We start from the raw sequence: 11,475 nt of genomic DNA, 5'->3' as shown, positions 1-11,475 counted from the left end.
GTTCCGACGAAGACGGCCGCCAAGACACCCAAGAAATGCCTGAAGAAACCTACAACAACTGCCTGAGGAGATCATCATGAACGCTGCCGTAGACGTTCTGCAGTCCAACCATCAGCACATCAATCGCGACCGCTTGTGGCAGTCGCTCATGGACCTGGCCAAGCTCGGCGCCACGGTCAAGGGCGGCGTCTGTCGCCTGGCCCTGACCGATCTCGACCGCCAGGCCCGGGACATTTTCGTCAACTGGTGTGAGGAGGCCGGTTGCACCGTCAGCATCGATGCCGTCGGCAACATCTTCGCCCGCCGCCCCGGCCGCAACCCCAACCTGCCACCGGTGATGACCGGCAGCCACATCGACACCCAACCCACCGGCGGCAAGTTCGACGGCTGCTTCGGCGTACTGGCCGGCGTCGAAGTGCTGCGCACCCTCAATGACCTGGGCGTGGAAACCGAAGCGCCGCTGGAAGTTGTCGTCTGGACCAACGAGGAAGGTTCACGCTTCGCCCCCTGCATGATGGGCTCCGGTGTATTCGCAGAAAAATTCACCCTCGAAGAAACCCTGGCCAAGGTCGATGCCGAGGGCGTCACCGTTGGTGAAGCCTTGAACGCCATTGGCTATGCTGGCGAGCGCAAGGTCAGTGGTCACGCCGTTGGCGCCTATTTCGAGGCCCATATCGAGCAAGGCCCGATCCTCGAAGACGAACGCAAAACCATCGGTGTGGTGATGGGCGCTCTCGGACAGAAATGGTTCGACTTGAAACTGCGCGGCGTCGAAGCCCACGCCGGCCCGACGCCGATGCACCTGCGCAAGGACGCCCTGGTCGGCGCCTCGGTGATCGTCGGTGCGGTCAACCGCGCTGCCCTCAGTCATCAACCCCACGCCTGCGGCACCGTCGGCTGCCTGCAAGCCTATCCCGGCTCACGCAACGTCATCCCCGGCGAAGTGCGCATGACCCTGGACTTCCGTCATCTGGAACCGGCACGGCTGGACTCAATGATTGCCGAAGTCCGCGAAGTCATCGAAACCACCTGCGAGGAACACGGCCTGACCTTCGAACTGACACCCACTGCGGACTTCCCGCCGCTGTACTTCGACAAAGGTTGCGTCGAAGCGGTACGCGGCGCGGCCCAAGGCTTGGGCCTGTCGCACATGGACATCGTCAGCGGAGCAGGGCACGACGCAATCTTCCTCGCCGAACTTGGCCCGGCCGGGATGATCTTCGTACCGTGCGAAGGCGGCATCAGCCACAACGAAATCGAAAACGCCGCGCCGGATGATCTGGCAGCCGGGTGTGCGGTGTTGTTGCGGGCGATGCTGGCGGCTTCGGCGGCGATTGCCAGTGGAGAGTTGGCAGCCTGAAACGCAAAAAATCGTAGCCTTCGGCAATGACTGCGCGGCCGAAAGCTACGATCTCTAGACATTGACTTGGCGAGGCGACTTAACGACGCGCTTGCAACCTGCTGAATATCAACATCCCCGCCAGCATCGCGATCGCAAACACCCACGCCTGCCAATGCCCCGTCGGCAACAGCACCAGCGCCGGCCCGGGGCAGATGCCCGCAATGCCCCAACCGACCCCGAACAGCAGGCTGCCACCGATCAAGCGTCGATCCAGTTCACGACTGACCGGCAACTGCATCGGCGCCCCCAGCAACGACGTGGATTGTTTCATGGCCCAGTGAAACGGCACCCAGGCCACGGCAATCGCCCCGATCATCACCAGTGCCAGGGAGGGATCCCACACACCGGTTATATCGAGAAACCCCAGCACTTTGGCCGGGTTGGCCATGCCAGCCAACAGCAGGCCGATGCCGAACAACAGGCCGGCAAGGAAAGCCGTGAGTTTTTTCATGTTCAAACCCCCAACAGATGGCGCAGGACAAACACGGTCGCAAAGCCTGCGAACATGAAGCTCAACGTCGCGACGATGGAGCGTGGTGAAAGCCGCGAAATACCGCACACTCCGTGGCCACTGGTGCAACCAGAGCCATAACGGGTGCCGATCCCGACACACAATCCGGCGATGATCAGCCCCACGGTACCGGTCTTGAATTCAATGGTCGGCCACACCTGAAACAGCGCCCACAACAGGGGGGCCGCCAGCAGTCCGAGTATGAATAAGGCTTTTTCGCCTCGCCCCGAATCACCTGGCGCTAGCAGACTGCCGAGTAATCCGCTAATCCCGGCGACCCGTCCATTGGCCACGACCATCACGCTCGCCGCCAAGCCGATCAACGCACCGCCTGCCAACGCGGACCAAGGCGTGAAATGCAGCGTATCCAGCATCATGGCAACTCTCCTGGCAGGTAAGGGACAGCATAAATCACTCTTCGACTTGAGCTTAGGGCAGCCGCCGCGAGATGGTGATACGACCAAAAGATCAAAGCCTTTGTCGGCGCGTCACAAACCATAACGCTGGATCGTCATTTTGTTGAATCCCCCAAACAGTGGAGCCACACGATGTCGTCCAACACCCAACCGATCAACCTGCTGCAATCCATTCCTCACGTCTTCGAAAGCCTGACCCAGGTGCATGTCACCCTCGACCATCACGACCTGCCTGCAAGCCTGAAGCATTTGATCCACTTGCGCGCCTCACAGATCAACCAATGCGGTTTCTGCGTGAAGATGCACACCCGCGAGGCCCGTGAAGCCAATGAAACCAACGAGCGGCTGGACCGCCTGATTGTCTGGCGCCACGTCAGCGATTTCAGCGCCTGCGAACGCGCCGCCCTGGCCTGGACCGAAGCCCTGACAGTACTCGATGAACAGACCGATTACGCCAGCCTGCGCGGTGACTTGCGCGAGCACTTCAATGACGCGCAAATCGGTGCCTTGACGGCCGAGATCGGCATGATCAACCTGTGGAACCGTTTGCAGGTGTCGAGGCACTGATTGATGAACTCCGCTGAAAACGCCGCCGCTGTGTTCGAGCAGTGCCGGCCCTTTTTGCTTGGTCTGGCGTATCGCATCCTCGGCTCCCGCGCCGAAGCCGAGGATGTCGTGCAAGAGCTGTTCATCAAATGGCTGGAGGCTGACCGCGCCGCCATTGCCACGCCGGCCGCCTGGCTGACCACGGCGTGCACCCGGCACTGCATCGATTTGCTGCGCTCGGCTCACAAGTCGCGGGTTGATTACATCGGCACCTGGCTGCCGGAACCGATTCACACCACCCATCAGGATTCACCCGAACACAGGCATGAACTGGCCTCATCGCTGTCCACCGCGTTCCTGTTGCTGCTGGAGCGGTTAACCCCCAAGGAACGCGCCGCCTACCTGCTCTACGAAATTTTCGACATGGATTACGCGCAGGTCGCGGATACGGTCGGCGTTCAAGAGGCGGCGTGCCGCAAACTGGTGTCCCGGGCCAAAGCCAGCCTGGGCAACGGACAAACGCGCTTTCAGCCGAAACCGGCGCGTCAGGACCAATTGCTCAGCGCTTTCCATAGCGCCATCGCCAGCGGCTCGACCGCTTCCTTGACCGCGATGCTGAGCGAAGACGTCGAACTCTGCGCCGACAGTGGCGGCAAGGCCTCGGCCATTCGTGAGACCTTGTCGGGCATTTCCAGCGTGCTGGATTTCATTGGCCAGTCGTTGCACGTCTATTGGCAGACGTGCGAATGGTTGCCCAGCGAAATCAATGGGGCACAAGGCGTGATTATCAAGGCGGACGGGATCATCACTGCGTCGATGACGTTTGGTTTTGATGACGCGGGGCGGGTGAGCCGGATTTTCATCATGCGTAACCCGGAGAAGTTGGCGGGGTTGGATGCATCGTTGCAAGTGCAATAGTCAAAAGATCGCAGCCTGCGGCAGCTCCTACATTGATCGCGTACATCCGTGGAGTTTGCAGGTGTACGCAACCTCTGTAGGAGCTGCCGAAGGCTGCGATCTTTTGATCTTGATCTTTCAAAGCCAAATGGCATCCCACAACGGATAATCCCCCACCCGTTTCACCAACCCCGCACGCAACGGATTCATGACGATGTAACGTGCGGCATCCTTCAAGTCTTCATCACGACGTAATGCCCGGTCGTAATACCCCCGTTGCCATAATCGGCCCTGCTTCTGCCGCGCAATATTGATCGAACGGCTGCTTCTGGATTTAATACGGCACATCAGCTCGGCCAAAGTACCGTTGTGCAGTTCCAACAACCAATGCAGATGGTCTGGCATCACCACCCAGGCCAATGACGTGATGGCCGAGGTTTCATCGGCACAACGCAACTGATCAACCACCAGCCGTCCCAACCGCCAATCTGCAAACACCGACTCTCGCTGATGAGCGACAGCAGTCAGCAGATAAATACGACCAGATTCCGAAAATCGAGCTTTACGAAGACGACATCCATTTGCAGCGACAGGCATTCCTTGCCCTCCTTGAAATTTGTTGGCAAACGAACGTTAGCTGATGGTGCTTCTGTTGTTGGCCAAAGCATTTTCGTAATATTTCGAGTACGCCGAAAAGATCGTCCGAACGCGGCCCGAACCTGCGGCAGCTCCTACACCCGTGTTCCCCGGCATATCTGCACGATCATGAATGCACGCGGTCGTAATCTTCACAGGGCGGCGCATGAATGCACCGCCGTACGCGTGGAGAGCCAATGAGCCAGGACGTCCTGACCACCGAAACCAATCGCCGTCAGTTGCAGCAGATCATCGCCGGCCTGTCCGATGGGGTGATTCTGCTGGAGCTCGACCAGACCCTTCTCTGGGCCAATGACGCCGCGTTGGCCATGCACGGCGTCGGGCAACTCAGCGAACTGGGGGCGAATGCCAGGGAGTACGCCAAGCGCTTCGCCTTGCGTTATCGCAATAATCATCCGGTTCAGGTCGACAATTATCCGATCAGCCGCGTCGCTCGAGGCGAGTCCTTCAGTGATGTGTTGGTTGAGGTGACCCCGGCGGACGACGAAGAGCGCACCTGGGTTCACAGCGTGCGCAGCATGGTGTTGGCCGACAGCGCTGGCGAGCCGGAGTCGCTGGTGCTGATCATGAACGATGTCACGGAGTGGGCCAGCGCCGAACAGCGTTTTGAAAAAACCTTCAATGCCAACCCAGCCCCGGCGGTGATCTGTCGCCTAAGCGATTTGCGCTACATCAAAGTCAATCCGGGCTTCCTGGAGATGACTGGCTATGCCCGTGATCAGGTGATCGGCCATTCGACTTATGAACTGGACGTGCTGGAGGGCGCCGAAAACAAAGACCTGGCCAAGCAGCGGTTGCGCGAAGGGGCGACCATTCCACAAATGCAGGCGCAGCTGCAGTTACCCGAAGGTGGCAGCAAACAGGTGATCGTCGCCGGCCAGCCCCTTGAGCTGAACGACGAAGCCTGCATGCTGTTTTCCTTCGTCGACATCGAGCCTCGGCATAAGGCCGAAGTCGCACTGCGCCAGAGCGAGGAACGTTTTGCCAAGGCTTTTCGACTGACCCCGGTGCCGATCCTGGTGTGCAACGCCGGCGATCAGGTGGTGATGGACGTCAATGAAGCCTTCCTCGATACGCTCGCGTATGCCAGTGAAGAAGTGCTTGGCAAGACCATTGCAGAGATCGACTTCATCCATGACAAGGGCGCACGTACACGGCTGTTTGCGACGCTGGAGAAAATGGGAAGCCTGGATCGCATTGATGTCAGCCTCCGCAAGAAAGGCGCCGGGCTGATCGATTGCGCGGTCTCGGCCGACACCGTGAACATTCAGGACAGTCCCTGCTACCTGCTGGTGTTTATGGACATCACCGAGCGTAAACGCACAGAGCTGGAGCTAGTGTCGGCGATCGAAGAGGTCATGAAGGACGCCTCCTGGTTCAGCCGCACGCTCATCGAGAAACTCGCTAACGTGAAAAACGTCAACTCGCCGCAGTTGCCTAGTGTGTCTTTCACCGACCTGACTGCCCGCGAGCGCGATGTGCTCGGCCTGATTTGCGAAGGCCTGGCCGACAAGGAAATCGCCGCGCGGCTCAAACTCGCGCCGAACACGGTGCGCAACCATGTCTCGACGGTGTATTCCAAGCTCGACGTTCACAGTCGTAGCGAGGCGATTGTCTGGGCTCGCGAGCGCGGTTTGTTCTCCAGCGAGTGGCGGCCCAAGGCCCAGCGTTAGGTGCAAATGCACTACTCGAAGGGGTGCAAATTCATGTTCTGACCGAGTGCGGCAGTTCTTAGGCTGTAAGGGTGCGATACAGGTCTTCGGGTATCGCGTCCCTTTCAAAACAGCGACAGGAACCGCGGGATGATTTATGTGGCGCAATTGCGTATGCAACTGGAGCGGAGCTTTTCGCCGTTGGCCTGTGACTGCAGTGTTACCGGTGATCATTCACTGACGGTGAAGCTCTATCATCCTGTGTCGGGTCAGGTGGATCTGGTGGTCAGTGGGTTGAGCGTGACCAAGCTCAGAACGCCGGAGGCGGTGGCAGCGTTGATCGAAGAGCTGCGCTATGAACTTGAGAGCAACACATTGCATTGTCGCGAGACGTCCTAGGAACTGTCAGGTTTTGCCGACGGTCGTATAAAGAATACGAGAGTATTTTTTCTGTGACCGGTCCGCGGGTTCGCGGTGAGGCAGTTGGGTCGCGGAAATATGTCGATCACTTACCGCGGGTCAACCTATGAAAAGTCTTGGGAAACGCATTTTTGCAACACTGTCGTTCGCACTCTGGCTAGCGATTCTGGGTGGTTGTGCGAGTCCTCCACCGCCACCTCCCGCCGCGCCGCCTCCACCGCCTGTGCGCACCTGCCAGACCACTGAAAACACCGATGTGCAAGGCGATATGCGTGCTGAGGGGCAGGTGACCCGGGAAACGACGCTTACTCGTTGCGTCACTCAGTAAGGGGCGATGGGCTCACGTTGAACCGCCAGCAGCAGCTGTGCTGCTGGCGGGTATTCGTGCGTTTCGCTCAGACCTCTTCGATCCTGACCCACCGCGATTCCTGCGCTGCCAGTCGAATCGCCGTCGCCAGGCGTTCGACTTCCCACGCCTGCTCGAAATCTGTTCCACCCTGAGATAAACCTGCCAGCGCCATCACCAGATCATGGACTTCCAGCGTCTTCAGTTCGTTGTAACCCAACTGATGCCCTGCGGCCGGACTGAACGCCGCATAGCCCGGCAGATTCGGCCCTGCCAGCAAGCGCTGGAAGCCGTCCTGACCGGCACGAAACAGACGCAGCTCATTCAGGCGTTCCTGATCGAACACCAACGTCCCTCGGGTGCCGCTGATTTCAAAGCTCAGGTGATTCTTGTAGCCGTGCTTGAGCCAACTGCTGCTGAACGTGCCCCGGGCGCCATTCGCAAACCGCAACAAGGCATGAACCTGATCGTCGACGGCGATACTGCGTTGTTCCGGGCTGCCAGCCGTGGCGGGACGTTGCCGGTGCACGGTCTGGGTGTCGGCGCTCACCGCCTCGACATCGCCCACCAGATAACGGGCCATGGCCAACAAATGACTGCCCAGATCGGCCAGTGCGCCACCGGCATGATCGGCATCGCAACGCCAGGACCAGGGCGACGCGGGATCGGCCATGAAGTCTTCGCTGAATTCACCCTGGAAACTGATGATCTGACCCAAGTCGCCGTTTTCAATCAGCTGCCGCGCGAGCGCGATCATCGGGTTGTGCTGATAGTTGTAACCCACCCGCGTCACCACGCCTGCCGCTTTGGCCGCCAGTCGCATGGCGTCGGCCTGTTCCAGATTCACCGCCAACGGCTTTTCGCAATACACTGGTTTGCCGGCGGCGAGGGCGGCCATGGCCATGGGGTAATGCAGGTGATTGGGCGTGGTGATGGCGATCAGATTGACCTTGGGGTCATCGATCAGTTGTTGCCAGTCGCTATGAGCGGAGTCGAAGCCCCAGGCATCGGCGCAGTGGCGGGCACGCTGCGGATCGGCGTCGGCCAGGGCGGCGAGTTTGAGCTTGAGGGGCAGTTCGAAAACCGCACTGACGTTGCGAAACGCCAAGGCATGGGCGCGGCCCATGAAACCTGTGCCGATGAGTCCGATACCGAGTTCGCGCATAGCCGGGGTCCTTTTGGGATTTTGTTTTCAGGAAGGCTATTAATGGAATAAATATTCCTTATTTGCAAATTATGGAATTAAAATTCTTTGGTGTGATCGTTCCCACGCGCAGCAAAGGAACGCCTCAATGGACGCTCTGCGTCCGCTTTGGGACGCGGAGCGTCCCGGGCTGCATTCCCACGCAGAGCGTGGGAACGATCAATTCAGTTAAGGAACGACACAATCCGTAGCAGCTGGCGAAGCCTGCGTTCGGCTGCGAAGCAGTCGTAAAACCTGAGTTTGCGGTCTTCCTGAAACACCGCATCGTCTGATTTCACGACTGCTTCGCAGCCGAACGCAGGCTTCGCCAGCTGCTACGGATCGCGTTTGCCTTAACTGATCGGTATTAGCCCGAAGGCTGCCTCTTGTTCATCCGGTAAATCGGATCAGGACAAGAACCCACCATCCACATTCAACGAAACCCCAGTGGTGTAACTCGACGCATCACTGGCCAGATATAACACCGCTCCCGCCATCTCGCTCGGATCCGCCACACGCTTGAGCGGAATCTGTTGCAACGCGGTGTTCAAAATAGCCTCGTTTTTCACCAATGCCGAAGCAAACTTGGTGTCGGTCAGGCCCGGCAGCAGAGCGTTGCAGCGGATACCGAACTGCGCGCATTCCTTGGCGAACACTTTGGTCATGTTGATGACCGCCGCTTTGGTCACCGAGTAGATGCCCTGGAAGATCCCCGGCGAGATGCCGTTGATCGAGGCGACGTTAATGATGCTGCCGCCACCGTTTTCGCGCATCAGCTTGCCGGCTTCCACCGACATGAAGAAGTAGCCGCGGATGTTCACGTCGACGGTTTTCTGGAAAGCGCTGAGGTCGGTGTCCAGTACGTTGCAGAACTGCGGGTTGGTCGCCGCGTTGTTGACCAGGATGTCCAGTCGCCCGAACTGTTCGCGGATGCCGGCGAAGACCTGGCTGATCTGTTCCATTTCACCGATATGGCAAGCAACGGCAGTGGCTTTACCGCCGGCGGCGATGATCGCGTCGGCCACGTGCTGACAGCCGTCGAGTTTGCGGCTCGAGACGATTACGTGGGCGCCTTGTTGGGCCAGCAGTTTGGCGATGGCTTCGCCGATGCCGCGGCTGGCGCCGGATACGAATGCGATTTTGCCGTCGAGGTCGAACAACTGAGTCTTGGACATGGTTTTTCCTTGTTATTGGGGCCAGGGAATGTAATCAGAGCCGGGCGATCAGAGGCTGGATTTCGAAATGACTTGCAGGCTCATCTGCTCCAGCAGTTTGTTCATGTGAATGAACTGCGCAAAGCGTTTGTCCTGGGTCTGACCATGGAAGAAGCGGTAGTAGATCTGCTGCACGATGCCGGCCAGGCGGAACAGGCCGTAGGTGTAGTAGAAGTCGAAGTTGTCGATCTGGATGCCTGAACGCTCGGCGTAGTAATCGACGAACTCGCGGCGGGTCAGCATGCCCGGTGCGTGGCTCGGCTGGCGGCGCATCAATTGCACCGGGGCCGGGTCGCCGGCTTCGATCCAGTAGGCGAGGGTGTTGCCCAGGTCCATCAGCGGGTCGCCGAGGGTGGTCAGTTCCCAGTCGAGCACGCCGATGATGTCCATCGGGTTGTTCGGGTCGAGGATCACGTTGTCGAAGCGGTAATCGTTGTGGACGATGCTGGAGGTCGGGTGATCGGCCGGCATCTTGTCGTTGAGCCAGGCTTTGACCGCTTCCCACTTCGGCGCGTCCGGGGTCAGGGCTTTTTCATAGCGATCGCTCCAGCCTTTGATCTGCCGCGCGACATAACCTTCGGGTTTGCCAAGGTCGCCCAAGCCATAGGCGTTGTAGTCGACCCGGTGCAGTTCAACGAATTTGTCGATGAAGCTCTTGCACAGCGTTTCGGTTTTCGCCGAATCCAGACCCAGTTCCGGCGGCAGTTCGGAGCGCAGGATGATCCCCTTGACCCGTTCCATCACATAGAACTCGGCGCCGATCACCGATTCATCGGTGCAGTGCACGTAGGCTTTCGGACAGTACGGAAAACCATCACGGAGCTGATTGAGGATGCGAAATTCGCGGCCCATGTCGTGAGCGGACTTGGCCTTGTGGCCAAAGGGCGGGCGACGCAGGACGAACTCCTGTTCGGGGTATTCCAGCAAGTAGGTGAGGTTCGACGCACCGCCTGGAAACTGGCTGATCTGCGGCAAACCACTCAGGCCCGGAATGTGGGCCTTGAGGTACGGATCGATCAGGCTGGCATCGAGTTCTTCGCCGGTGCGGATACGGGTGGACTGGTCAGTAAGCGCCATGCTTATCCCTTCTGCTTATTCTGGAGGCCTGAGACTATTGGCTAATCTAATGCGCACACCCAACACCCACAACCACGAAACGCCCTTATAGGTGAGCGTGTTGCCGGGCAATCATTGTTTTTGATACACCTGTTTGAATGGTCGTCAGGTCATGCTCATCGACGTTGGCAGGGCAATCGGGGTCAATACCGGATTGCCGGAGAAGAACGCCACCAGATTGCGACCTACCAGCTCCACGGTGCCTTGAGTGGCTTCCGGGGACAAACCGGCGACATGCGGGGTGAGGATCACATTGGCCAACGCCTTGAAGGCATTGGGTACTTGGGGTTCTGCGTCGAAGACATCCAGCGCAGCGCCGGCAATCCTGCGCTGCTCAAGCGCGCTGATCAGGTCGGTGGTGACGATCACACTGGCTCGGGCGATGTTGACGATGAACCCCTGGGGGCCCAAAGCGTCGAGTACCTGCCGGTTGATCAAGTGTTTGGTGCCCAGGCCGCCGGGGGTGGCGACGACCAAAAAGTCTGATTCCCGCGCCAACTCCGTGGGCGTCGAGCGGAAGCTGTACGGCACATCGCTGCGATGCTGGCGGTTGTGGTAACTGACCGTCATGTCGAAGCCGTGGGCGGCGCGTTTGGCGATGGCCATGCCGACCGCACCGAGCCCCAGGATGCCCAGGTGCTTGCCCGCCAGGGAAGGGCGCATGATTTTCGGCCACTCACCCCGGCGCACGGCGGCGTCGCAACGGGGAATGTCACGTACCAGAGACAGCAGCATCGCCATGGCATGGTCGGCGACTGAAGAGGCATTGACGCCGGCGCCATTGGTGACCGTAATGCCCCGGTTGGCGGCGGCTTGCAGGTCGACGTGTTCGTAACCAGCGCCGATCACGCAGATGATCTTGAGATTGGGCAGGGCGGCGATTTCGTCGGCATACAGGCCCAATGGGCCGCGGGTCAGCACCGCATCGATCTGCGCGCCATGCCGTGTGATGGCATCGGCGCGCTCGGCAGGTGTGGGAGCCAGAATCAGGTGAAAACCCTGACGTTCGAGAATCGGCAGGTAATCATTGATGGTTTCAACCAGTACCAGAACGGTCGCGGGCATGCTGGGCTCCTGTGGGCATCGGAAAGTCGGGGCTCGAACGTAGCTTTAAA

The 11,475-nt window shown here is 59.3% G+C and carries 12 protein-coding genes; 5 read left to right on the top strand and 7 right to left on the bottom strand.

What is annotated here, in order from left to right; all coding sequences use genetic code 11:
- Positions 1–76 precede the first annotated feature (76 nt).
- Entirely contained in the window at positions 77–1,360 is a 1,284-nt protein-coding gene (locus tag EAH74_RS13750; RefSeq protein WP_140679147.1) for a Zn-dependent hydrolase, read from the top strand.
- Positions 1,361–1,439: 79 nt separating this feature from the next.
- On the opposite strand, the gene EAH74_RS13745 is transcribed toward EAH74_RS13750, so the two are convergent.
- Both EAH74_RS13745 and EAH74_RS13740 read right to left on the bottom strand, forming a co-directional pair.
- Complete coding sequence (locus EAH74_RS13745; protein ID WP_140679145.1) at positions 1,440–1,853, bottom strand: DUF6691 family protein; 414 nt, start codon at positions 1,851–1,853, stop codon at positions 1,440–1,442.
- Between the two features lie 2 nt (positions 1,854–1,855).
- Entirely contained in the window at positions 1,856–2,290 is a 435-nt protein-coding gene (locus tag EAH74_RS13740) for a YeeE/YedE family protein (RefSeq protein WP_140679143.1), read from the bottom strand.
- A 171-nt stretch (positions 2,291–2,461) separates the two neighbouring features.
- Between EAH74_RS13740 and EAH74_RS13735 the strand changes: the two genes are divergently transcribed.
- Both EAH74_RS13735 and sigJ read left to right on the top strand, forming a co-directional pair.
- A complete protein-coding gene (locus tag EAH74_RS13735; protein WP_140679141.1) occupies positions 2,462–2,896 on the top strand; it encodes a carboxymuconolactone decarboxylase family protein in 435 nt (144 codons plus the stop codon).
- A gap of 3 nt (positions 2,897–2,899) precedes the next feature.
- Positions 2,900–3,793: an RNA polymerase sigma factor SigJ gene (gene sigJ / locus EAH74_RS13730; RefSeq protein ID WP_140679139.1), complete on the top strand. Its 894-nt coding sequence runs from the start codon at positions 2,900–2,902 to the stop codon at positions 3,791–3,793.
- Positions 3,794–3,910: 117 nt separating this feature from the next.
- Here the strand turns inward: sigJ and EAH74_RS13725 are convergent, their stop codons facing one another.
- Complete coding sequence (locus tag EAH74_RS13725; RefSeq protein ID WP_140679137.1) at positions 3,911–4,369, bottom strand: REP-associated tyrosine transposase; 459 nt, start codon at positions 4,367–4,369, stop codon at positions 3,911–3,913.
- 236 nt (positions 4,370–4,605) lie between these two features.
- Here EAH74_RS13725 and EAH74_RS13720 point away from each other — a divergent pair, with 236 nt between their 5' ends.
- Both EAH74_RS13720 and EAH74_RS13715 read left to right on the top strand, forming a co-directional pair.
- Positions 4,606–6,102: a PAS domain S-box protein gene (locus EAH74_RS13720; RefSeq protein ID WP_140679135.1), complete on the top strand. Its 1,497-nt coding sequence runs from the start codon at positions 4,606–4,608 to the stop codon at positions 6,100–6,102.
- Positions 6,103–6,231: 129 nt separating this feature from the next.
- Positions 6,232–6,480, top strand: coding sequence for a DUF1652 domain-containing protein (locus EAH74_RS13715; RefSeq protein ID WP_140679133.1), 249 nt, complete (start codon positions 6,232–6,234; stop codon positions 6,478–6,480).
- A gap of 416 nt (positions 6,481–6,896) precedes the next feature.
- On the opposite strand, the gene EAH74_RS13710 is transcribed toward EAH74_RS13715, so the two are convergent.
- The 4 genes from EAH74_RS13710 to EAH74_RS13695 all read right to left on the bottom strand — a co-directional run bounded on the left by EAH74_RS13710 (position 6,897) and on the right by EAH74_RS13695 (position 11,425).
- Positions 6,897–8,012: a Gfo/Idh/MocA family protein gene (locus EAH74_RS13710; RefSeq protein WP_140679131.1), complete on the bottom strand. Its 1,116-nt coding sequence runs from the start codon at positions 8,010–8,012 to the stop codon at positions 6,897–6,899.
- Positions 8,013–8,437: 425 nt separating this feature from the next.
- Complete coding sequence (locus tag EAH74_RS13705) at positions 8,438–9,205, bottom strand: SDR family oxidoreductase (protein WP_008149805.1); 768 nt, start codon at positions 9,203–9,205, stop codon at positions 8,438–8,440.
- Positions 9,206–9,253: 48 nt separating this feature from the next.
- Positions 9,254–10,321, bottom strand: coding sequence for a phosphotransferase family protein (locus EAH74_RS13700; protein WP_140679129.1), 1,068 nt, complete (start codon positions 10,319–10,321; stop codon positions 9,254–9,256).
- Positions 10,322–10,465: 144 nt separating this feature from the next.
- A complete protein-coding gene (locus EAH74_RS13695) occupies positions 10,466–11,425 on the bottom strand; it encodes a 2-hydroxyacid dehydrogenase (protein WP_140679127.1) in 960 nt (319 codons plus the stop codon).
- Positions 11,426–11,475 lie beyond the last annotated feature (50 nt).

This window comes from Pseudomonas mandelii (assembly GCF_006438925.1).
Taxonomy (GTDB): Bacteria; Pseudomonadota; Gammaproteobacteria; order Pseudomonadales; family Pseudomonadaceae; genus Aquipseudomonas; species Aquipseudomonas mandelii_C.
This window is presented reverse-complemented; position numbering and strand designations above follow the sequence as displayed.

What these genes read in the sequence shown, in the direction of transcription:
- EAH74_RS13750 (WP_140679147.1), top strand. Translation starts at nt 77, where the DNA reads ATGAACGCTGCCGTAGACGTTCTGCAGTCCAACCATCAGCACATCAAT.
- EAH74_RS13745 (WP_140679145.1), bottom strand. Translation starts at nt 1,853, where the DNA reads ATGAAAAAACTCACGGCTTTCCTTGCCGGCCTGTTGTTCGGCATCGGC.
- EAH74_RS13740 (WP_140679143.1), bottom strand. Translation starts at nt 2,290, where the DNA reads ATGATGCTGGATACGCTGCATTTCACGCCTTGGTCCGCGTTGGCAGGC.
- EAH74_RS13735 (WP_140679141.1), top strand. Translation starts at nt 2,462, where the DNA reads ATGTCGTCCAACACCCAACCGATCAACCTGCTGCAATCCATTCCTCAC.
- sigJ (WP_140679139.1), top strand. Translation starts at nt 2,900, where the DNA reads ATGAACTCCGCTGAAAACGCCGCCGCTGTGTTCGAGCAGTGCCGGCCC.
- EAH74_RS13725 (WP_140679137.1), bottom strand. Translation starts at nt 4,369, where the DNA reads ATGCCTGTCGCTGCAAATGGATGTCGTCTTCGTAAAGCTCGATTTTCG.
- EAH74_RS13720 (WP_140679135.1), top strand. Translation starts at nt 4,606, where the DNA reads ATGAGCCAGGACGTCCTGACCACCGAAACCAATCGCCGTCAGTTGCAG.
- EAH74_RS13715 (WP_140679133.1), top strand. Translation starts at nt 6,232, where the DNA reads ATGATTTATGTGGCGCAATTGCGTATGCAACTGGAGCGGAGCTTTTCG.
- EAH74_RS13710 (WP_140679131.1), bottom strand. Translation starts at nt 8,012, where the DNA reads ATGCGCGAACTCGGTATCGGACTCATCGGCACAGGTTTCATGGGCCGC.
- EAH74_RS13705 (WP_008149805.1), bottom strand. Translation starts at nt 9,205, where the DNA reads ATGTCCAAGACTCAGTTGTTCGACCTCGACGGCAAAATCGCATTCGTA.
- EAH74_RS13700 (WP_140679129.1), bottom strand. Translation starts at nt 10,321, where the DNA reads ATGGCGCTTACTGACCAGTCCACCCGTATCCGCACCGGCGAAGAACTC.
- EAH74_RS13695 (WP_140679127.1), bottom strand. Translation starts at nt 11,425, where the DNA reads ATGCCCGCGACCGTTCTGGTACTGGTTGAAACCATCAATGATTACCTG.